19 protein-coding genes are annotated in these 21,273 nt (G+C 44.0%); 4 read left to right on the top strand and 15 right to left on the bottom strand.

The features are described from left to right. The 5 genes from GPW69_RS00990 to GPW69_RS00970 form a co-directional block, all read right to left on the bottom strand. A complete protein-coding gene (locus GPW69_RS00990; protein WP_074391351.1) occupies positions 1 to 1,347 on the bottom strand; it encodes a PTS ascorbate transporter subunit IIC in 1,347 nt (448 codons plus the stop codon). Positions 1,348 to 1,400: 53 nt separating this feature from the next. Further along, on the bottom strand, positions 1,401 to 1,685 hold the full coding sequence (locus GPW69_RS00985) for a PTS sugar transporter subunit IIB (RefSeq protein WP_002935998.1): 285 nt from the start codon (positions 1,683 to 1,685) through the stop codon (positions 1,401 to 1,403). A 1-nt stretch (position 1,686) separates the two neighbouring features. Beyond that, a complete protein-coding gene (locus GPW69_RS00980) occupies positions 1,687 to 3,729 on the bottom strand; it encodes a BglG family transcription antiterminator (protein ID WP_074391350.1) in 2,043 nt (680 codons plus the stop codon). Between the two features lie 426 nt (positions 3,730 to 4,155). After that, on the bottom strand, positions 4,156 to 4,650 hold the full coding sequence (locus GPW69_RS00975; RefSeq protein WP_012774919.1) for a DUF536 domain-containing protein: 495 nt from the start codon (positions 4,648 to 4,650) through the stop codon (positions 4,156 to 4,158). A gap of 169 nt (positions 4,651 to 4,819) precedes the next feature. Next, positions 4,820 to 6,220, bottom strand: coding sequence for a glycoside hydrolase family 1 protein (locus GPW69_RS00970; protein ID WP_074391349.1), 1,401 nt, complete (start codon positions 6,218 to 6,220; stop codon positions 4,820 to 4,822). A 237-nt stretch (positions 6,221 to 6,457) separates the two neighbouring features. Between GPW69_RS00970 and GPW69_RS00965 the strand changes: the two genes are divergently transcribed. From GPW69_RS00965 to GPW69_RS00955, 3 genes are all read left to right on the top strand, one after another. Continuing rightward, on the top strand, positions 6,458 to 7,633 hold the full coding sequence (locus tag GPW69_RS00965; protein ID WP_074391348.1) for a BaiN/RdsA family NAD(P)/FAD-dependent oxidoreductase: 1,176 nt from the start codon (positions 6,458 to 6,460) through the stop codon (positions 7,631 to 7,633). A 359-nt stretch (positions 7,634 to 7,992) separates the two neighbouring features. Further along, entirely contained in the window at positions 7,993 to 8,691 is a 699-nt protein-coding gene (locus tag GPW69_RS00960; RefSeq protein WP_074391347.1) for an ABC transporter ATP-binding protein, read from the top strand. 9 nt (positions 8,692 to 8,700) lie between these two features. Continuing rightward, positions 8,701 to 10,326, top strand: a complete 1,626-nt coding sequence (locus GPW69_RS00955) for a hypothetical protein (protein WP_074391346.1) — start codon at positions 8,701 to 8,703, stop codon at positions 10,324 to 10,326. Positions 10,327 to 10,466: 140 nt separating this feature from the next. On the opposite strand, the gene GPW69_RS00950 is transcribed toward GPW69_RS00955, so the two are convergent. The 7 genes from GPW69_RS00950 to GPW69_RS00920 form a co-directional block, all read right to left on the bottom strand. After that, a complete protein-coding gene (locus GPW69_RS00950; protein ID WP_044760992.1) occupies positions 10,467 to 11,489 on the bottom strand; it encodes a YeiH family protein in 1,023 nt (340 codons plus the stop codon). Between the two features lie 9 nt (positions 11,490 to 11,498). Continuing rightward, entirely contained in the window at positions 11,499 to 11,822 is a 324-nt protein-coding gene (locus tag GPW69_RS00945) for an AzlD domain-containing protein (RefSeq protein WP_044694005.1), read from the bottom strand. Continuing rightward, positions 11,809 to 12,510: an AzlC family ABC transporter permease gene (locus tag GPW69_RS00940; protein WP_044669052.1), complete on the bottom strand. Its 702-nt coding sequence runs from the start codon at positions 12,508 to 12,510 to the stop codon at positions 11,809 to 11,811. The genes GPW69_RS00945 and GPW69_RS00940 overlap by 14 nt, the downstream gene beginning before the upstream one ends. Positions 12,511 to 12,703: 193 nt before the next feature. Next, complete coding sequence (locus GPW69_RS00935) at positions 12,704 to 14,905, bottom strand: alpha-galactosidase (protein WP_074391345.1); 2,202 nt, start codon at positions 14,903 to 14,905, stop codon at positions 12,704 to 12,706. A gap of 9 nt (positions 14,906 to 14,914) precedes the next feature. Then, on the bottom strand, positions 14,915 to 15,745 hold the full coding sequence (locus GPW69_RS00930) for a carbohydrate ABC transporter permease (RefSeq protein WP_044756438.1): 831 nt from the start codon (positions 15,743 to 15,745) through the stop codon (positions 14,915 to 14,917). 10 nt (positions 15,746 to 15,755) lie between these two features. Beyond that, entirely contained in the window at positions 15,756 to 16,649 is an 894-nt protein-coding gene (locus GPW69_RS00925) for a carbohydrate ABC transporter permease (RefSeq protein WP_074391344.1), read from the bottom strand. Between the two features lie 67 nt (positions 16,650 to 16,716). Beyond that, positions 16,717 to 17,991: an ABC transporter substrate-binding protein gene (locus GPW69_RS00920; RefSeq protein ID WP_074391343.1), complete on the bottom strand. Its 1,275-nt coding sequence runs from the start codon at positions 17,989 to 17,991 to the stop codon at positions 16,717 to 16,719. Positions 17,992 to 18,205: 214 nt separating this feature from the next. Between GPW69_RS00920 and GPW69_RS00915 the strand changes: the two genes are divergently transcribed. Beyond that, complete coding sequence (locus tag GPW69_RS00915) at positions 18,206 to 19,042, top strand: AraC family transcriptional regulator (RefSeq protein ID WP_014637344.1); 837 nt, start codon at positions 18,206 to 18,208, stop codon at positions 19,040 to 19,042. Positions 19,043 to 19,078: 36 nt separating this feature from the next. On the opposite strand, the gene tsaD is transcribed toward GPW69_RS00915, so the two are convergent. The 3 genes from tsaD to tsaB are packed head-to-tail and all read right to left on the bottom strand — an operon-like array spanning position 19,079 to position 21,196. Further along, positions 19,079 to 20,086, bottom strand: a complete 1,008-nt coding sequence (tsaD, locus tag GPW69_RS00910) for a tRNA (adenosine(37)-N6)-threonylcarbamoyltransferase complex transferase subunit TsaD (protein WP_044669060.1) — start codon at positions 20,084 to 20,086, stop codon at positions 19,079 to 19,081. Beyond that, positions 20,076 to 20,516, bottom strand: coding sequence for a ribosomal protein S18-alanine N-acetyltransferase (rimI, locus tag GPW69_RS00905; RefSeq protein ID WP_029752424.1), 441 nt, complete (start codon positions 20,514 to 20,516; stop codon positions 20,076 to 20,078). Before rimI ends, tsaD begins: the two co-directional genes overlap by 11 nt. After that, complete coding sequence (gene tsaB, locus GPW69_RS00900; protein ID WP_074391342.1) at positions 20,513 to 21,196, bottom strand: tRNA (adenosine(37)-N6)-threonylcarbamoyltransferase complex dimerization subunit type 1 TsaB; 684 nt, start codon at positions 21,194 to 21,196, stop codon at positions 20,513 to 20,515. The genes rimI and tsaB overlap by 4 nt, the downstream gene beginning before the upstream one ends. Between the last annotated feature and the right edge of the window lie 77 nt (positions 21,197 to 21,273).

Raw genomic sequence — 21,273 nt, 5'->3', positions numbered from 1 at the left:
TTAGCCTTCTTTCTGTTCTTTATTCGCCAATGACAATCCAAGTATCAAAGCCAAGACAGCAAAGATACCAACCGAAACTGTGAGGATACCGCCATTCTTAGCTAGCACTCCCAGGAAAATACCAGAAAGACCAAAGTCTGCATCTGAGAAAGTTGAACCAGCAAAACCAAGGTCTCCCAAAACAGGAAGTAAGAATACAGGTAAGAAACTAATGAGAACCCCTTGCATAAAAGCACCACAAACTGCGCCACGAACACCACCTGACGCATTTCCCATGACCCCTGCGGTTGCTCCACAGAAGAAGTGTGGTACGACACCTGGAAGGATAACGACACCGCCAGTCAAGGCAAGAATAATCATGCTGACAATACCACCTGCAAAACTAGAGATAAAGCCAATCAACACGGCGTTTGGTGCATAAGGATAAACAACTGGACAGTCTAGGGCTGGTTTGGAATTCGGAACCAACTTCTCTGAAATTCCTTTGAAGGCTGGAACAATTTCCGCCAAAATTAAGCGTACACCGGATAAGATAACAAAAACACCTGCTGCAAAAGTTCCACCTAGGGTCAAGGCGTAAATCATACTGTTAGTACCACCACTAAGGTTTTCCTTAATATAATCACCGCCTGCAAACAAAGCCACAATCATGTAAATCAAGGACATAGAAATGGCAATGCTGACAGTTGAATCACGCAAGAATGCCAAACCTTTAGGGAAATTAATATCCTCAGTAGACTTAGACTTATCACCGACCAAACCGCCTACTACACCACTCAACCAGTAACCAAGTGCACTGAAGTGACCTAGGGCGACATGATCATTTCCTGTCAATTGAATCATGTATTTTTGAACGAAGGCTGGGGAGAGTGTCATAATCAGACCTAAAGCCAACCCACCCATCACAATTAGGCCGACAGAAGTGAATCCTGCAACACTCATGATAACTGCAATCATACAGGCCATATATAGTGTGTGGTGTCCTGTCAAGAAAATATATTTAAAGCGTGTAAAGCGAGCAATAGCAATATTGAAGACCATTCCAAGCAACATAATCAAGGATGTAGCAGTTCCATACTTATCCAAAGCCATCGCTACAATAGCTTCATTATTTGGAACAACCCCTTTCAAGTTGAAAGCTTGTTCAAACATTTGACCAAATGGCTCAAGCGAGCCAACAATAATATTCGCTCCGCCACCAACAACAATAAAACCAACAAAAGTTTTCAAGCCCCCCTTAACTAAATCTGCTGCAGGCTTTTTCTGTAAGGCTAAACCTAGAATAGCAATGAGAGCAACCAGAATTGCCGGAGTTTTAGCAATATCAATGAGAAAATCCAATATCATTTTCTGTCTCCTTTATAATTTTATCTTTGCAGGTCATCCCCTGTGTATACGATTTAAACCAAACCTTTTTCTTGACAGATAGCCGTGACAAGTTCCCTCAACTCATTCATATCAATAATACTATTCAATATTCGAACATCTCCTAAATGAGTTGCAGAATCAGCCAGGTCACGTCCGACAATCCACACATCTGCTTCACTCGGATTGGCACCACCTAGATCATAATGCTCCACATGAACATCTGATACACCTAAATCTCGCAAAATGGATTCAATATTCATTTGAACCATAAAGCTAGAGCCTAAACCTGAACCACAGGCTGTTCCAATTCGTAACATATTACTGTTCCTCCTTTAATAAATGTTGTACGTCGGCGAATTCTTTGGCGCCGACAAGTTGTTGAATATTTTCTTCTTCTCGCAAAATTTTTGTCAAATGCGAGAGTGCTCTGAGATGGGTTTGATTATCCACGGCTGCAATACAAATGAACAGCCGAATTTCATGACTAGGGTCATCCAATAGATAAACTGGCTTATCCAATACCAACATTGACATCCCTACCTCATTAACCCCATCTTCTGGTCGTGCATGTGGAATCGCAATTCCTTTACCTAGGTCAATAAATGGACCAAACTCTTCTACCTTCGCTATCATAGCATCAATATATCGAGTTTCTATAGATCCTTTATCTACCAGAGGTCGTGCAGCCAGGGCAACTGCTTTTTGCCAATCTAAAACTTCCTCAGACCATTGAAAGGTCTCTTTTGTAATCAATTCTTCTAACATAGGACTCCTTCCCCTTTGCTCATGGGAGCGTTGATTGAGAAACTGCACCAATTCATATTTCAAAGCCTGCTCCTGATGAATGGTTGCATGTTTCCCAACAAGTGATAATAACTGCTCAATCTCAATCGGAAAATAAGCCGCATTTGGGAAATGCTGATTAACCAAATGAAATAGTTCTTTTTTATGATTAGAGGTCATCAGCTGGGATACCAAGAAAAATGGTAGCTCTATATTCAGCTTGATAGTTCCAAATACCATGTCATAGTCTGTCATGTCTAGCATCTTCCAATCCTGTAAGGAATGGGTATCGGCAAAATAGATATTAGGAAATAGTTGCCGTAGATTTTCTTTTACAATCAGCGAAGAGCTCACTCCATTTGGGCAAACAACCAAGGCCCGATAACGATATGAACGTTGTTGACCTGCTTCGATGTAGCCACCAAAGTGGATGACAAAATAAGATACCTCACTATCTGGTATAGTAAAACCTAGATGCTCTTCCAAAGGCCGCAAAGCTTTTTTTACAAGATAGAACAAGTCGGCATGCTCTTCTTTGATGGTTTCAGTATATGAATTGACACTTACCAAACGAGATGTTAAACGGTAGTAAGCAGGAATTAGGTGACGTTGCAAACCTTCAATCATTTCCGAGCGATGTTCAAAAGCAATTAAGGACAAACGTTCCATCTCTTCCACTATTTCTACAGTCAAGTGGTAAAATAGGTCATCCTTTTCTCCGCTCTCACCTTCTAAGCATCCTTGCAGTAAATGTGACAGATACTCTTGTGTCGCAGCATTTAATTCTAATGTGCTAGTACTTTTTAAACGTAATAATTTCCAAAGGCGTTGCAGAAAATCTTTTACAAACCCTACCTTTCCTTCAAAATTCCAGTTAATAAGGTTGCCAACACGCGCCTGACGGATAAATAAAAATATCAAAAAATACAAATATTCATCCAATCTCTCTTCTAAAGCTGAGACTTTATAATAATTGCAAGCTTGTTGACTCACTATTTTCAATTCTTCAATAGGATTTTCCTCACCCCAAGATTTAAGAATATAATCCAAAGCCCACACACCAATCGAAGACTGCAAACAATTACTGAGTGCATAAAGCGCCAATCGATGTTTATCTTCTTCTCGACCAATTAGATGATAGCCTTTCGCCCTCGTATATTCCAAACGTACTTGAAAGTCCAAGCAAAGTTCCTTTACATTCTTAATATCCGTCAACGTTGTATTACGGCTCACACTCAATAATTCTTGGTAGTGAACGTTTGATACAAATTCTTTTCGGATAAAGGTATAAAGATAGATAAGAAGCTGTCTTTCTTCTTGCGAAAGATAGATCTGGCGATTGCGAAAGAGCGAAAATACTCTTTCTTTTTGATTGTAAAGCTCCGTAGAAATAACAAACTCGCTATCTTTGTATTGTATCTGCGGGAAGGAATGTTCTTGCAACAATTGATTGACTAGTTCCAAATTAGAATGTAGCTGCTCCTTTTCAATTCCTGTTTGAATACTAAGTTCGTACAAACTTTCTTTTCGAGTCGCAAACAATTCCATCAGAATTGCCATGGTACGATTATCAACCATATTTTCCTCCTTGTCTTAATTGTATCCCTTTTCATTTCTGATTTCTAGAGTCTTTGAGCCCAATTAATATAATGAAAAACAAAAATTCAATTGTGCTCACTACTTAAACTAAAAAAGATTGGTGCCCACCAATCTTCTTATATCACATATCATCTTCCATTTTTTAGCGCGGGCTGAAACAGTCTGTCCCCGGACTGTACCTCGCTTTCTTATTTCCAGGCTCGGGCTGAAACAGTCTATCCCCAGACTGTACCTCGCTTTCTTATTTCCAGGCTCGGGCTGAAACAGTCTATCCCCAGACTGTACCTCGCTTTCCTATTTCCAAGCTCGGGCTGAAACAGTCTATCCCCAGACTGTTTCACTCCCCCAGACCTTTATTCGCTCTCTTGTTTCCAAGCTCATGATAAAAAGGTCCCCCGGACCTTTTTATTTCCCAAACAAACGTGCAAAGAAGCCTTTAGCTTGCACTTCTTCTGCCTGTGCTTTAACTTCGTCCAATTCCAACTTGAGAACTTCCTTATCGGCCATAGCTTTTAGTGTCAATTGCTGTTGCTGATCTAACTGTTTATCCTTCTCAGCAATCTGCACATCTTTAACCTTGAGTTGTTCATCTTTTTCGGCAAGTTGCTTATCTTTGGCTTTTAATTGACTATATAAGCGGATGATTTCAGCATTTTTCTCGTCAACTAAAATTTCCATCAATTCACGATGCTTGACTTCATCACTAATCGGCTCATCTTCAAAAATGGTTGTTTTGTAGATTTCCTCCAACTTAATCAAGCCAGCACGGTTTACAACGGTCACACCCTTGTCATTTTTATCTACAAATTCTTCAGGAAGTGATTTGACACGATTATTCATAGCCTGCCGGCTCACTCCTAAAATTTCAGCTAACTCACTGACTGTTTTTTCGATTCCCATAATATCCTCGGTACTTACATTTCTCATAGTTTGTATCATTAAAATATTACCACAGAACCCTATCCCTGTCAAATCTAGGGGAATTTTCTTACCAAGCATTAGTGGATAATCACAAACCTCAAAAGCATCTTATCTCAATGCAATGTTATGCAGAAACGAAATATACATTCTATCTAATAAAACCATTTTTAGCACTCACTTGCTTGAACCAATATCCAGATTTTTTGACAGTACGCTTCTGAGTTTGGAGGTCAAGCGAGACCAAGCCGTATCGGTTTTTATAGGCATTTAACCAAGACCAGCAGTCAATAAAGGTCCAGACCATATAGCCCTTACAGTTCGCTCCTTCTTCAATACCTCGATGGAGCTGAATCAAATGGTCTTCCATGAATTTAATCCGATAGTCATCCTGAATCATGCCATTTTCTTCAAAAACATCCTCCCCTTCAACTCCCATACCGTTCTCCGTTACCAACCATTCGATATTCCCATAGTTTTCCTGGATATTTTTGGCAATGTCGTACAGCCCTTCTTCATAAATTTCCCAGCCTCTATGGGGATTGATTTTCTTGTCAGGCTTATCATAAGGCTGGAAATATTGGGATAGGAAAGTAGCTTCTTCGTTCCATCCATCTTCTGAAGGAGCCTGCACGCGCAGGGGCTGGTAGTAATTTACCCCCAGGAAGTCAACCCTATTTTCTTTGATAATAGTCAATTCCTCCTCTGTGGTTTCTGGACGTAAACCGTGTTTTTCAAGAATGTCAACCAGTTCCCTTGGGTATTGTCCCAAAACAGATGGATCCAAAAAACTTCTCGTTTGAAATAGCTCAGCAATCCGCGCTGCCTGTAAATCTTCTGGACTCTGACTTCTTGGATAGGCAGGAGTAAGATTAAGAACAATGGAAATTTTGTGGTCTGGGTGTAGTTGGTGACAGGCCCGAACAGCCAAAGAACTAGCCAGTTGAGTATGATACGCTACGACCACAGCTGCCTTTGCATCCACCTTGCAAGGATAATGATAGCTTCCTAGATAGCCACATTCTACTGGAACAATGGGTTCATTAAAGGTAATCCAATGATCCACCAGATCTCCAAAGAGACTGAAACACTGGCGAGCATAAGCCTCATAGGCCCAGACAATCTCCTTATTTTCCCAGCCCCCTTTTTCCTGTAAGACATAAGGCAAATCGAAATGATAGAGATTGATCAAAAGCTTTATCCCACGCTCTCGAATACTTGCAAATACAGCCCTATAAAACTCCACAGCTTGCGGATTGACCTCGCCTATCCCTTTCGGAATCAGACGTGACCACTGTATAGAGGTACGAAAAATACTATGACCTGTTTCCACCAACAAATCCAAATCTGAGTGGAAATGTTCATAGAAAGTCGATGTTTGTTCTGGTCCTATTTGCTGGTGAAAGAGCTCAGGTTCCTGATTGTACCAGTAATCCCAGTTATTCCACCCCTTTCCATCACCAGCTACGCTTCCCTCACTTTGAGGACCTGAAGTGGAGGAGCCCCACAAAAAACCTTCTGGAAAACGATACTCTCTTTGCTCAGTTACCATTCTTCTACCTACTTTCTTTCATGCTACAGACGGAATTGTTAGGACCTGGATTCACAATGCAGCCTCCACAAAAATACTTTGCTTGTACATACAGGCTCCTGATAAAAACTAATTTCCCTTAGTCTAAGTATACTCCCCTATCACGTCAATGGTCTTCCGCAATTTCAAGGAAAAACTCCACAAATCATAGCAAAGACTCAAACTACTTTCTTGATGAAAATATGATACAATAAAGCTATGAATACAGTAGATACCATTATTATCGGAGCGGGACCTGCGGGCATGATGGCCGCTATTTCTTCCAGCTTTTACGGCAAGAAGACCCTGCTCCTCGAAAAAAACAAGCGTTTGGGCAAGAAACTGTCTGGCACAGGTGGCGGACGTTGCAATGTGACCAACAACGGCACCTTGGAAGACCTGCTGGCTGGCATTCCTGGAAATGGCCGCTTTCTATACAGCGTCTTTTCTCAGTTTGACAACCATGACATCATGAATTTCTTTCAGGAAAACGGGGTCAAGCTCAAAGTGGAGGACCACGGCCGTGTCTTTCCGACCACCGACCGTTCCCAGACCATTATCAAGTGCCTGGAAATGAAGATGCTGGAAAATGGCGTGGACATCCGCACAGGAACTGAGGTGGTGTCCGTCCGCAAGATTGACGACCTCTTCCATGTCAAGACTAGCGAGGAGACCTTTACAGCTCCCCAGCTGATTGTCACCACTGGTGGCAAGACCTATCCTTCCACTGGCTCGACTGGCTTTGGTCACGACATTGCCCGCCACTTCAAACTGGAAGTCACGGAGATTGAGGCCGCTGAAAGCCCCGTTCTGACTGACTTCCCCCACAAGAAGCTCCAAGGCATTTCCCTGGACGACGTCACTCTGACCTACGGCAAGCACGTCATCACCCACGACCTGCTCTTTACCCACTTTGGCCTGTCGGGACCCGCTGCCCTTCGCTTGTCCAGTTTTGTCAAAGGCGGCGAAACCGCATTTCTCGATGCTCTGCCGACCCATTCTGAACAAGATTTGTTTGAACATTTAGAAGCCAACAGGGAAAAATCCGTCAAGAATGCCCTGCGAGAACTCATGCCAGACCGCCTAGCAGACTTTTTCGCTGAAAACTACGATAGCAAGGTTAAGCAAGTTTCTCAAAAAGACCTGGCTGAACTGGTCTCTCTCCTCAAAGCCCTCCCTATCAAGATTACAGGCAAGATGTCCCTAGCCAAATCCTTTGTGACCAAGGGTGGCGTTGACCTCAAAGAAATCAATCCAAAAACCTTGGAAAGCAAGAAAGTCCCAGGCCTCCACTTTGCAGGCGAGGTCCTGGACATCAACGCCCATACCGGTGGCTTTAACATTACCTACTGTCTAGCAACTGGCTGGGTGGCAGGGAGTTCCTACTCTTCGTAAATCAAACTCAGACGTTGTTGACTTGATTTGATGAGTGTAAAGCTCCAGTGGAGCTTTACAGCCTGCTACCCGAAAATAAACGGTAGCAGCGTCCTATCTACATCTAGTGTCACGAACTACGTTCGCCTTATCTCCAACCTCCAAAGGTTCCCCGAACCTTTTTGTAGCGAACTTTGTTCGCCTTATCTCCAACCTCCAAAGGTTCCCCGAACCTTTGGAGCTAGTCTGAGTTCGATTTCCTTTGAGTAGTACACTACTAATTATTTCATGACTGAAAAATTCAAGCACAAATTTGCTTGAATTTTTTTGTTTATTATTGTATGATAAAACCATAACAATACAACAAAAGGAGATTGGCTATGCGACTAAAACTGTCTTCTATTTCTAAAAAATTTGATCACAAGATTATTCTGGAGGATGCCAGCTTTCAATTTGAACAAGGAAAGATTTACGGCTTGCTAGGGCGGAACGGGGCTGGTAAGACAACCTTGTTTAACTGCATTGCCCGTAATCTGACCTTAGACAGTGGCAGTATCCAGTTTGTAGAGGGGGAAGAAACTCTTGACTACGATAATACAGACATCGGTTTTACCCAGACCTATCCGCAACTGCCTGCCTTTATGACGGCCTACGAGTTTGTCCGCTTCTATATGGACATTCACAAGGATAAGCTCAAATCTCCTCGCAGTCCAGAAGAATGGCTAAACTTGGTCGGTATTGGAGAAGAAGACCAGCACCGTCTGCTCAAGGATTTTTCACACGGTATGCAGAACAAGGTCCAGTTGCTCCTGTCCTTGATTGTCCAGCCACCTGTCCTGCTCTTGGATGAACCTCTGACTTCCTTTGACCCCGTGGCTGCCCACGAGTTTAAGCAGCTAATTCGGGAAGCAAAAAAAGATTCCGTCATTATCTTTTCCACCCACATTCTCCAATTAGCACAAGACCTCTGTGATGAGATTGTTTTGCTCCATCACCAAGAATTGCAGGCTGTTCCAAGCGACAAACTCCACGACCCTGACTTTGAACAGGAGATTGTTCAACTACTGATAGCAGATTAGGAGGAGCTTATGAAAACCATTCTACGTTATTTTTGGTATCGGGAAAAGTATGCCCTCCATCGCTCCGTCAACGGATTTTTCTACTATCTAAGGAAACTGCCACTTGTGGGAAAGAGCATTCCAGAAAGTATTTTCAAGTCTTACAGTTTTAAGTCTGGTCTCTTTTTGGTCCTGCACATCCTCTCCATCCCCAGTCGCTTTCTGGTCAAGGGCTTCTGGTTGGTTTTTCATTTCTATCACGCTTCTTTCTGGATGAATATCTTGGCCAGTGAGGAATTTACCTTTTGGAATATTCTTCCAGGGACTTGGCTTCTAGGCTTTGTGTTCTGGTTTCTGTTTGTCGGACTAAACTGTCGTTTTAGCAAGGGCTTAGACCCAGTCATCTCGAAAGCAGATAGAGAATTTATGCAGAACTTCGATCTATCACAATCTACCTTTTTGCAAAGTCAACTCTTTATCGAACCTATCCTGACTACCATTTACTATCTTCCAGCCCTAGTTATTTTTTGCCTAATGACAAATCAATGGCTGGTCTTTCCTGTCGGCATGATGACCGTACTAGCAGGTCACCTGACTGGTCATGCTCTCAATCGTTGGTTCTTTGAACATCGTATGTTAACCCGTCGCAATTCTTGGCATGCTTGGCTATGGGGCGCGTTTATTCTTGTTTTATATGTTCTGACTATTGTCTTCCGTCATCAACTCTCCTTAGGCATGCTAATTCCTATCCTGCTTGTCCAACCATTTCTGATTTGGTTTAGCTATGGTTATTTGAAAAGACAAACCAACCATCTGGACTATCTTTCCTACTGCATGGACCAGTCCTTACAAATGGACAAGAAAATTGTTGAGATGACCAAGGGCAATGAATATACTCGCCAGGGTTTGCAGATGCAGGCAAAACTGAATATGGAAACTGGAAAAGACCTGTCCCACCTGTCTGGCATGACCTACTTAAACGCTCTGCTATTTGACCGCTACCGCTCCATCCTCACTAAAAAATTGCTCTTCCGCTTGGGGTGTCTTTTGGCGATTATCCTCTTTCTTGAAGGAATCCGTTGGTTTTCAAAAGAGGATATAGAAATAAGCAATGCCAACTACATCGAGGGACTACCTTTTACTTTCATGGTCATGTATGCCGCCTCCATGGGCAAGGCTGTCGCACAGATGGTCTTTGTTAACTGCGATATTTCCATGCTCCACTATCCATTTTACCGCGAAGCAAAAACCATTATTGCAGGCTTTCATTATCGTTTTCTGCAAACTGTTAAATTAAATGCTGCCTTCTCTGGATCTCTACTATTGGCCCTCATCATCTTTACTAGAGCGCAGCTACCTATTGAAACCTATCTCCTAACTGCCCTGCTTTTGTTGAGTCTAACAGCCCTCTTTTCCTTCCACGATCTCTTTATCTACTATATTCTCCAGCCCTTTACAAAGGATATGGAGGTTGTCAACCCAGTCTATAAATTTCTCAGCGGTGCCCTCTACTGGGTAGCCTATCTCAATATCAAGCTGGAGCTTGGCAGTCACTTGTACATCCTACTCATTTCTCTGACTATGATTGCCTATGTCAGCATCGGTTACTGGATTTTATTGAAAAAAGCTCCGCAGACTTTTAGATTGAAAGCATAAAAAAGCAGCCTCTCGCAAGAGAAGGCTGTTTTATACTCAATGAAAATCAAGAGTAGCCTAGGAAACGAAGGTGATGATAGAACTGAGGATCATCGAACCAAGTTGACAACGGATAATTTTGATTTTCGAAGAGTTTTGCTTTACCAAATTCCCAAGATTGCCTGCCAAACCAGTGTCAGCACCGTCACTCCCAGCCAGCAAATCAGACCAATCAGAAGAGCAGCTCTGCCATTTTTCACCAAAGAAAAGACATTGGTCCGCAAGCCAATGGCTGTCATGGCCATACAAATGAGAAACTTGGACAGGGTTTTGAGCGGAGTAAAAATGTCCGCACCCAGTCCAAAGTGACCCGCGATTGTTGTCACCAAACTGGCTAGGATAAAATAGAGGATAAAGGTTGGAAAACCTGCCAAGAGCGAACTCTTGTCTGCCTGAACTCCCTTCCCTCTAGCCTGCCAAATTGCCAAAACTGACGTAATGGGAATAATGGCCAAGGTTCGCGTCAGCTTGACCATCACAGCCGTGTCCAAGGTCTGACTGCCCAGGCCGTAGAGGCTGTCCCAAGTGGTTGCTGTTGCGGTGACCGACGAGGTGTCATTGACCGCCGTTCCGGCGAACATTCCAAAGGCCTGACCCGAATCGGTCGAAAAACCAAGCCAGGTTGCCAAGGTCGGAAAGACCAGGGCCGCCAAGACATTAAAGAGGAAGATGACCGAGATCGCTTGTGCCACATCCTCATCATCCGCCTGGATAATGGGAGCCGTCGCCGCAATGGCAGAGCCACCACAGATAGAGGTCCCAACGCCAATCAAGGTCGCTAGATGAGATGAAATGGGCAACCATTTCCACAGCAGAAATGCCAAAAACAAGGCAAAACTGATGGTTGACAGAATAATTGGAAGCGATTGGCGACCGACTGCCATGACAGCAGATAAGTTTAGTCCAAATCCCAAACAAATCACCGCATACTGCAAAATCTTCTTAGAGGTAAAGGTCAAGCCTGGCTGAAAGGCATTTTTCCTTGAAATGTAGGAATGCAGGCTCATCCCGATTAGAAGGGCAAAAACAGGTCCACCCACCAATGGAAACAAGCCACCTAACCACTGTCCCACCAAAGCCAAGACTAGACAAAGTACCACACCTCTGGCATTTTCCTTAACCATAAGCCCCTCCTAGAAAATCAAGCGGAGAGCAGCTGTCGTCAAGACGCCAACCACTACTGCGAGGAGGATATTTTTGGTCCTCAAAACCACCAAAAAGGTCGGAAGGAGGGCCAGACTTTCGACAGGGAGAAGGTTGGGGAGGGAGCCCACTTCTTCGTCCATGATGCTGGACAGGGTCAGGGAAAAGATAATGGTGATGGGTAGAAAGCTGAGAAATTTCACCAGCTTTGGAGGCAGGGATTTGTTCTGCGTCAGTACAAAAGGCAGGACGCGTGGTACCCAGGTCACTAGGGCCGCCGCCAGAATAATCAGTAGAATACTAGTTTTTATCATCAATCATCACCCCCACAAAACAGCCCAAGAGCGTCGCCAGAAGCACCGCCACATAGGACGACACTAGCACAGACAGGCCGACATAGGCTAGACCAACCGCCAGCAAAATCAAGCCGATTTTTTTCAAAGGAATAGTCCGAGCCATAGCCTCCAACTGACCTGAGAAAATCCCGACAAACATGGCAACCAAGGCAAAATCCAAGCCAAACTGCTCGGGATTTGGAATCAAACCACCGATGAGATTGCCCAGAGTGGTAAAGATAGCCCAAGAAGCATAGCCAGCAAAGTTGTTGCCGTACATCCAGCTAGGGGCAATCTGCTTTTCCTCAATGTGTTTCCGCAAGAGAACCACATAGGATTCATCTGTTAAAAATGAGCCAATCAAGATATTGGAGCCCAGCCTATTTCCCTGAAAAATGGTCGTCGTATGCAGGCACATGAGAAAATTCCGCAGGTTGACAAAGAAAACCGTCACCGCAATCGACAACAAGGGGGCGCCTGCCAAAATCATGGCACACATGACAAATTGGGCACTCCCTGCATAGACCAAGAGGCTCATCAAAGCCATTTCCACTGCTGAAATGCCTGAATTGACCGATACCACACCGCAGGCTAAACCGATACTGGCATAGCCCAGAGCTGTGGGAATGGCATCCCGCAAGCCCTCACGAAAAGCATATTTCTTCATTCATTATCTCCCTTCCCCTCACTAATTGATTGAAGAATTATTCTCTCATTTTCTCACATTGCAACTCGTTTTTCAAGTCTTCCCTTATAGCTAAGCAAGCATTATGCCTTTATACTTGAAAAAGTGCAATAAACTTCCTGAGTTCCACACAAAATAGGTTCAACCAATGGCTGAACCTAGAGGGATAGGGAGGCTACTGTTGTTTCTGGAGGATCATCAAATAAGAAGTAAAGTCCTTATTGTCTCCAACATGGTCTCCATGTCGAATCGACAAACCTGTATGCATTAATTGGCTACCAGTATAAACTTCTCCATCAAGGTGATAGACCGCTTCCTCTTCCAACCCCTGCAAATACAAGCGTTGATAAGCAAGATTGGCAGTTGTTAACCGACGATAATAACCCACGATAACTTGCTGACCATCCAAGGATTGGACCTGCCAAGCCGTTATCTCACCATCGAATGGACTTTTCAGGCGAGTGAAAATACCCTGTTGGAAAATCTCACGGTGAGCCTTGTAAAAGGTAATCTGCTCTTTCATCTCTTCCAACTCTTCTTGGCTACAATCAAACAAATCCAACTCATAGCCAAAACTTCCAAAGAATGCAACATTGGCACGTGTGCTTAGTGGAGTAGCACGCCCCAACTGCTGATTCGGACTAGCTGACACATGGCAACCCATACTGTTCAAAGGATAGACCAGACTCGTTCCATATTGGATTTTCAAGCGTTCCATGGCGTCCGTGTCATCGCTGACCCAGGTTTGAGGTGCATAGTAGAGCATTCCTGGGTCAAATCTAGCTCCACCACTTGAACAAGACTCGAATAAGACTGTCGGAAAAGCTGCTATCAGACTATCATATAGACGGTAGAGATTGAGAATATAGCGATGGAAGGTCTCACCTTGCCGCTCCGCCTCCCGTGTACATGTAAAGACCTCTGTCATATAGCGATTCATATCCCATTTGATATAATCAATGTCATGCTCAGCCAACAGCCGATGGAGTTGGTCATGAATATTTTGATAAACATCCTCTCTTGATAAATCCAAGGTATATTGGTGGCGTCCGTGCGATTGACTATGCTGAGGATGACGGAAAATCCAATCTGGATGCGCTCGGTATAAATCACTGTCCTTATTGACCATTTCAGGTTCAATCCAAAGTCCAAATTTCATTCCCATAGCATGAACTTGGTCAATAATCCCTGTCAAGCCACTTGGTAATTTCTCTCGGTTGACCGTCCAATCTCCCAAGCCTGCTCGATCATGGTTTCGCTTGCCAAACCAACCATCATCCATGACAAAGAGTTCAACACCAAGACCTGCAGCCTCCTTAGCCAAGGAAAGAATTGTTTCCTCATCAAAATCAAAGCTCATAGCTTCCCAGTTGTTCAAGAGAACAGGCCGTTCTCTATCACGCCAATAGCCACGCACCAGATGTTTTTGGAAAAGGCGGTGATAGGTTTGGCTCATACCATTCAAACCATGCTCGCTATAAACCATAACGACCTCAGGCGTCTGGAACTCTTCTCCCTTATCTAATGTCCAAGAAAAACGTTCAGGATGGATTCCCATACTCACTCTCGTCTTTTGGAAAGAACTCACATCCACCTGCGCCAAAAAGTTTCCGCTATAGACGAGCGAGAAGCCCAGTACCTCCCCCTGATGCTCATCCGCATTTGGTCGTTTCAAAGCCATGAAGGGATTGTGCTCCGCACTACTAGCCCCTTTGAGACTGTAAATAGACTGACAACCTTGATGGAGAGGCGATAATTGCAGATGCCGCTCGCGCCCCCAAGCCCCATCCAAATGCAACCAGTCATAGTCCATATCAGGCAGACAGAGTGTCATACTCAAGGCACGGTTCAAACAGACAGATTTTTCTCCGAGTTGTTCAAAACGAGCAGAGCGGGTCACCGCTGGATAATCTCGAAAAATCGTATAAGACAAGACCAGAAGGGTCTGCGACTCTTCATCCAACAAATAAATATCCAAACTATCTGCCTGTCCCTCCTCATCCAGATAGAGATGAGGAAGACCCTTCAAAGCCGATCGCCCAGCATAAATTCTATGCCCTTGATAAACAAAGTGCGATAGGCTGCTACCATCCTTCTGCACCAACTCAAAAGTCGGAGAAAAATAGTCCGTTGTACCATAACAAGCAAATTCAGGATTGGCATATTGGAGTGAGAAGAAACGGTCATCGTCTTCTACAAAGGAAGTCAAAGCACGATACTCATCTTCACGCACATACTGATAGGAAGCTGTTTCTGTTACACGCTTTCCATAATACAAACTACCAATATGACCATTAGGCAAGACCGTCAACACATAGCTAATAAACTCATTGTAAAGATGGAATTCCTTTGTCTTTTCATGAAAGATAATTCCCATTGTAGCCTCCTATAATTTTCCACCAGATGTCGCAATTCCTTGGATAAACTGCTTCTGGAATATCACATACAGTACCAACATCGGCCAAATAGCCAAAACACTTGCAGCCATGAGCTGAGGATAGTTAACAGCGTAAGCTCCCTGGATCTTAGAAAGTGCGCTAGACAGGGTAGCCTTGTCCGCTTCTGAGTTGATAATCAATGGCCACAACAAATCCTTGAAAGCAAACAAAGCCGTAAAAATCGCTAAGGCAATCAAGCCAGACTTAGCCAAAGGCAACATGACCTTAAAGAAGGTCTGCCCAATATTACAACCATCCAATTTTGCAGATTCCTCCAATTCTTTTGGAAGACCCATGAAAAATTGACGGAGCAAGAATGTACCAAAGGCACTGACAATTCCTGGAAATACCAGAGCAAAAATCGTATTGCGCATACCAAGTTGGTCAATCATCAAATACTGAGGAATGACGAACAACTGAGGTGGCACCATCATTTGAAAGAGGACCAGACCAAACAAGAAATTCCGCCCAGGAAATTCCAAGCGAGCAAAGGCATAAGCTGCCATAGCTGAGAACATAACCGAGCTAAAGATACGCCATACCATCATCAAAATGGTGTTCAGATAGAGTATCGGAAAATTATTAGTCCGAATAGCCTCCGTATAATTGCTCACCATCCACTTACTTGGTAAAAATTGGAAAGGATTCATCTGAGTGGATTCGGTTACCGTTTTAAAAGACGTCAACACCATCCAAACAAACGGGATCAGCATGCCCATTGCCACTAAAATCAAGAAGGCATGCATCCAAATAGTTGATTTTAAAGCTGATTGTTTCACATGAACCTCCTTAACGGTAATGCACCCATTTTTTCTGTACCTTCATCTGAACGAAAGTAATGACAAGAATAATCAATAACAACAACATGACAATGGTAGAACCGTAGCCCTTATCCGAATATTTAAAGGAATTATTGTAAAACAGATAAACCAGAGATACCGTCTTATCATAGGCAGGACTTCGGATGTCTTCCATCATATAGATAACATCAAAGACTTGCATGGATTGAATAACACTGGTTACCACAACAAAGAACAAGGTCGGCGAAACCAAGGGCAGGGTAATGGAGAAAAATTGCTTGGCTGGACTAGCTCCATCAATGCGAGCCGCCTCATAAAAATCCGTCGGAATTTCTTGTAAACCAGCTAAAATTAAAATCATGCTATAGCCAACAGTACTCCAAATTCCAATCAGAGCAATTGAATAGAGAGCAATCTTTGGATCTTCAATCCAGTTCACAGCACCCAGTCCCAAACGACGCAAGACATAGTTAATCAGACCGAAGTCCGTATTGTAGAGCCATTTCCAAACTATGGTCACCGCGGCTGGTGCTGCCACCATAGGCAGGAAAAATATTGTCCGATAAATATGCTTCCCTTTAATCTTAGAATTCAACAAAACCGCAAGCAACATGGCCAAGGCAACGGTAGCTGGAACAACTAGAATCGTATATTTCAAGGTATTCCATGTCGCCTGCCACACTTGCGCATCCCCTAACATGCGTTGGTAATTTGCCAAGCCGACAAAGATGTCACCTCTGCCGAAATCTCCACTCTTATGGAAACTCATCTTCATAGTTTGGAAAATAGGAATAATATTGAGCACGACTAATCCGATAATGGTCGGCGCTACCATTGCCCATCCCCAAATTGCCTCATTTAAACTTCCTTTTTTTCGGAACATCTTATCCCCATCCTTCTTCATTTAATAAGAAGGTCCGGGGAAGAATCAACTTCCCAAGACCTCCTACCTATTTTTCAGTTGCTAATTCAGCATTCATCATATCAGCTGTTTCTTTGGCAGCTTCTTCAGTTGCTTTTTCTCCAAGATAAGCAGGTTTCAATAGCTCGTAAGCCTTATCTTCCCACTTGATGGTTGTTTGTGAATATGGACGAATCTGTGCATAATCCACCATGTCAACGTAGTTCTTGATAGCAAAGTTTTTATTTGAATCTACCCAAGTATCTGCCGCGCCTTTATAAGCCGAGATTGCCACACCAAGTGTTGCCTGCATTTCTTGTGCCTCTTTTGAGCTGAGGTATTCAACCCATTTCCAAGCAGCATCTGGCTGTTTAGTGGTAGCAGCAATGGCATGACCCAATCCATTAAAGATGGTTGCACGAGTTCCATCTGGCCCTTTTGGCAAGACAGCTACATCAGCATTTTCACGAATGTAGTCATTAGCAGTGAAACCAGATAAATTCCAAGAACCGAAGACGCTCATAGCCACTTGACCGTTTTGGAATGCTTCGGCCCGCTCTTTATCCACTGTAATAGCTGGTGAAATTTTCTCTTTGACAAAGCTAAAGTAGTAATCCAAGGCTTCAATGGTCTTAGGATCATCGTAGCCTGATTTCAAATCATCAGTAATAACCTTACCACCATTTTGATAGATAAAGTTGTAGTAGCCCTCTTGGTTACTCAAACCAGCACCAAAACCATACTGACTACCATCTGGCTTGGTCAATTGTTTTGCCACTTCCTTCAACTTGTTCCAATCCCAAGTATCATCTGGATATGGAATACCTGCTTCGTCAAATAATTTTTTATTGTACCAAAGACCGATTGTATCGAAATCTTTTGGAATAGCGTACTGCTTACCATTTATATTGTAGATTTCATTCAAACCATCTGGGAAATTAGCTAGTTTGGCATCTTCACTCTTGGCTAAGTATTCATCCAACGGCAATAGCATTTCATTGGAACCATAGCGATAAATCTCATTTGAATGCATCCAGAAGGTATCAGGCAATGAACCACCTGTCGCACCAGCTTCTAGCATAGTCCAGTAGGAATCCCAATCCGATACTTGAATATTGATTTTAATATCTGGATTCTTTTTCTCAAATTCATCCGCAATCTTTCTCAAACCAGGTTCCTGACCAGAATCCCAAATGGCATAGGATATTTCTGTCTTTCCTGAACCACTTCCTTCCGTAGCTTTACTAGACTCAGTCGAAGTAGAACACGCTGCCAGTAGGCCTGCAGCCGCAAGCAAGGTAACATAGCGACCAAATTTCTTCATGGTAATACTCCTTTTCTTTTGTCGAATACGTCGACGAACTTTGTTGTTTCTACTATAACTATAACATGTAAGCGCTTTATAATAAAATAGGAATATTTGACATCTTCTATATGATTTTGGGATATTTTTTAATTTTTTCAAATAAAATGTCACATTTACATATAAATATGTTATACTATTTGTAAACCTTTACAATTTTTGTGGAGAGAATACAATGAAAATACAACCTGAATTTTACGTCTTTAATAACAGATCCTATGTAGATTTTTACCCCATCCAATTTGGCATGGAAGCCTGTAAGCCACTTCACTCATTCGGCCCAACTATGAAACAACACTACCTGTTTCACTACATCATCTCTGGTTCAGGTACTTTTTACGATACCTCCGACCAACGTGAATACCACCTAACTGCAGGACAGGGCTTTCTTATCTCCCCAGATGCCATCTGTAGCTACGAAGCAGACGCAAAGGACCCCTGGACCTATATCTGGCTTGAATTTGACGGTCTGAAAACTGAGCATTTTCTTAGACAAGCAGGACTCTCAAAAGAGCAACCTATTTTTTCGCAACGAGAAATGCCCACCTCTAGCCCTGTCTACCATGAAATGAAACAAATTCTCGCGCTCCATCACCAAAAAAGCGCCTGCCTTCTTGGGCACCTCTACCTCTTTATCTCCTATCTCATCGACTGCTCTCTGACCAAAACAAGCAGTAAACACGATGAAAACAAGGAATTTTATATACGAGAGGCCATCAACTTCGTAGAACGAAACTATGAGAAAGCTATATCCGTCGACGATTTGGCACAAGTATGCAACCTCAATCGCCACTACTTCAGTCGGCTATTCAAGGAGCAAATGAACATCTCACCTCAACAATTTATCATCCAATACCGACTCAGCGAAGCCTGCGAACTCTTAAAAAACACCACTAAGACACTACAGGAAATTGCTGAAGAAATCGGCTACTCCAACCAATTCAATTTTTCAACTGCTTTTAAAAGGCATTACCAAATTTCTCCAAATCGCTGGCGAAAAATTCATAAATAAACCTCTTACGCATCCTTGACGTAAGAGGTTTTTATTCTATAAATTCTCAAAAGCCAAGCTTGGTTTGGCATTCAAATCCCAACCAGCAAAGTTTTCCTTATTGTATTCACTAACGGCTGCCAAGGCAATCATACCAGCATTGTCACCGCAGAGGCGAAGCGGGGGAATGATGACCTCCACATCGGTGATTTCAGCCGCCAACCGCTCCCGCAAGCCCTGATTGGCTGCCACACCGCCCGCTACGACCAAGGTCTTGACAGGGTATTTCTCCAAGGCCTTCTTGGTCTTAGCCATGAGAATGTCCATAACACAGGCTTGGAAAGAGGCTGACAGGTCCGCATTGGACAAGGTTTCCCCTTTCTGCTGGGCATTGTGGTAGAGGTTGATAAAGGCAGATTTGAGTCCAGAAAAAGAAAACTCCAGATTATCTTCTTTTATCATAGCACGAGGGAAGTCATAAATGTCTTGCCCCTCATGAGCCAATTCATCGATGACACGACCAGCTGGATAGGGCAGACCCATGACCCGTCCTACCTTATCGTAGGCCTCGCCGACCGCATCATCTCGCGTTTCACCGACAATCTTGTAGTCGCCCGCCTCTGACACATAGACCAACTCCGTGTGCCCACCGCTGACCAAAAGAGCCAAGAGCGGAAACTCCAACTCCTTGACCGCACGCGCCGCCATCAAATGCCCTGCCATATGGTTGACAGGAATGAGTGGCAAGCTATTAGCCCAAGCAAATGCCTTGGCAGCCGAAATCCCGACCAGCAAAGCACCGACCAAGCCAGGCCCATAGGTCACAGCCACAGCCGTCAGGTCCTCTGCCGTCACTTCCGCCTCCAACAAGGCCTCCTCGATGCAGGCCGTAATCACTTCCACATGGTGACGGCTAGCCACCTCAGGCACCACCCCGCCAAACCGCTGGTGGCTGGCAATCTGGCTGGCAATGACATTGGACAAAAGCTCCGCCTCATTTCGCAAAACAGCCACCGAGGTCTCGTCACACGAAGTCTCAATCGCCAAAATCAATCTATCTTTCATTCCGTTCTCTCTTCATTAGCACCGCGTCCTCGACAGGATGGCGGTAGTAGTCTTTTCGTTTTCCTATTTTGGTAAAATGCTGGCGTGTATAGAGGGCCTGAGCTGCACTATTGGACTCTCTCACTTCGAGGAAGATGTCCCCCTCCCAGTCCATCGCAGCAGCCATCAGCTGACTGGCGATTCCCAACCTCTGAAAATCAGCCCTGACAGCAATCTGCAAGATTTCCATCTCATCCAGCACCGTCTGAACAGCCAAAAATCCGACCAATTCCTGACCTTTATAAGCCAAATAGTAATCTTCATCCTGACTAGCCATACTGGACACAATTTGCTCCAGAGTCCATGGAGACTGCTCATAGACCGACTGCATAACTGCCAAAACAGCCTCTGCCAGATTTTCCTGACCATCGTAGTGTCTAATCTCTATCATACACGCTTGATATAACTTTCTGAGCCAGCTTGGTTGTCCTTGAGCCATTTTTCCTCTGCCTCTACTCGTTTGAGATAGTTGGGCTCAAAGCTGGTGACATCTACTGCTGGCAAGTCTTGACCAATCACCGCCAACTGATAGGCAGACGGCAGACTAGTTTGGTAATGGGCAGTCGGCAGAACTTGCTCGATTTGCTCCATAAAGTTTTCTACTTCTCCGACAAAGGTGATGTTTTCCCTGCCAGACAGGCTAGAAAGCAAGTCCTCAAAAGACCAGTAGCGGTCTGCCTCGACTGCTCTGCCATTTTCATAAACACCTGCATAGACGCAGTTACGGCGAGCATCGATGAGGGGCACCACCAGACCCGTCAGGCTGGACGGAACCAGGGACTGAAGGCTGGATAGCCCCACCAAGTCGATCTTGAGGGTGTAGGCCAAGGTCTTGGCAGTCGCCACCGCCACACGAAGCCCCGTGTAGGAGCCAGGTCCCTGAGCGACCACAACCCGATCCAGGTCTTTGGGTGTCCAGCCCACCTGTGCCACCAAAAAATCGACCACAGGCATGAGGCTGATACTATGATTTTTCTTGACAGCCAGCAGGGTTTCCGCCTGCAAGCGACCGTCCTCCACCAAGGCCACCGATAAGGCCTGGTTGGAGCTATCTAAAGCTAGGATTTTCATAAGTTTCTCTTTCTTTACAAGTCTACTCTCTATTGTAAGCTATCTTGGCCTTTTTTTCAAATAATGAAAAGACTGGG

The sequence above is a fragment of the Streptococcus suis genome, from assembly GCF_902702775.1.
GTDB classification, from domain to species: domain Bacteria; phylum Bacillota; class Bacilli; order Lactobacillales; family Streptococcaceae; genus Streptococcus; species Streptococcus hashimotonensis.
Note: the sequence above shows the minus strand (reverse complement) of the source record. Positions and strands in the feature narration are given on the sequence as shown.

Excerpts from the sequence above, each read along its gene's own strand:
- tsaD (WP_044669060.1), bottom strand. The coding sequence starts at position 20,086 with ATGAAAGATAGATTGATTTTGGCGATTGAGACTTCGTGTGACGAGACC.
- GPW69_RS00940 (WP_044669052.1), bottom strand. The coding sequence starts at position 12,510 with ATGAAGAAATATGCTTTTCGTGAGGGCTTGCGGGATGCCATTCCCACA.
- GPW69_RS00935 (WP_074391345.1), bottom strand. The coding sequence starts at position 14,905 with ATGGGAATTATCTTTCATGAAAAGACAAAGGAATTCCATCTTTACAAT.
- GPW69_RS00950 (WP_044760992.1), bottom strand. The coding sequence starts at position 11,489 with ATGGTTAAGGAAAATGCCAGAGGTGTGGTACTTTGTCTAGTCTTGGCT.
- GPW69_RS00945 (WP_044694005.1), bottom strand. The coding sequence starts at position 11,822 with ATGATAAAAACTAGTATTCTACTGATTATTCTGGCGGCGGCCCTAGTG.
- GPW69_RS00960 (WP_074391347.1), top strand. The coding sequence starts at position 7,993 with ATGCGACTAAAACTGTCTTCTATTTCTAAAAAATTTGATCACAAGATT.
- tsaB (WP_074391342.1), bottom strand. The coding sequence starts at position 21,196 with ATGAAAATCCTAGCTTTAGATAGCTCCAACCAGGCCTTATCGGTGGCC.
- GPW69_RS00955 (WP_074391346.1), top strand. The coding sequence starts at position 8,701 with ATGAAAACCATTCTACGTTATTTTTGGTATCGGGAAAAGTATGCCCTC.
- GPW69_RS00965 (WP_074391348.1), top strand. The coding sequence starts at position 6,458 with ATGAATACAGTAGATACCATTATTATCGGAGCGGGACCTGCGGGCATG.
- rimI (WP_029752424.1), bottom strand. The coding sequence starts at position 20,516 with ATGATAGAGATTAGACACTACGATGGTCAGGAAAATCTGGCAGAGGCT.
- GPW69_RS00990 (WP_074391351.1), bottom strand. The coding sequence starts at position 1,347 with ATGATATTGGATTTTCTCATTGATATTGCTAAAACTCCGGCAATTCTG.
- GPW69_RS00980 (WP_074391350.1), bottom strand. The coding sequence starts at position 3,729 with ATGGTTGATAATCGTACCATGGCAATTCTGATGGAATTGTTTGCGACT.
- GPW69_RS00915 (WP_014637344.1), top strand. The coding sequence starts at position 18,206 with ATGAAAATACAACCTGAATTTTACGTCTTTAATAACAGATCCTATGTA.
- GPW69_RS00985 (WP_002935998.1), bottom strand. The coding sequence starts at position 1,685 with ATGTTACGAATTGGAACAGCCTGTGGTTCAGGTTTAGGCTCTAGCTTT.
- GPW69_RS00970 (WP_074391349.1), bottom strand. The coding sequence starts at position 6,220 with ATGGTAACTGAGCAAAGAGAGTATCGTTTTCCAGAAGGTTTTTTGTGG.
- GPW69_RS00925 (WP_074391344.1), bottom strand. The coding sequence starts at position 16,649 with ATGTTCCGAAAAAAAGGAAGTTTAAATGAGGCAATTTGGGGATGGGCA.
- GPW69_RS00920 (WP_074391343.1), bottom strand. The coding sequence starts at position 17,991 with ATGAAGAAATTTGGTCGCTATGTTACCTTGCTTGCGGCTGCAGGCCTA.
- GPW69_RS00975 (WP_012774919.1), bottom strand. The coding sequence starts at position 4,650 with ATGGGAATCGAAAAAACAGTCAGTGAGTTAGCTGAAATTTTAGGAGTG.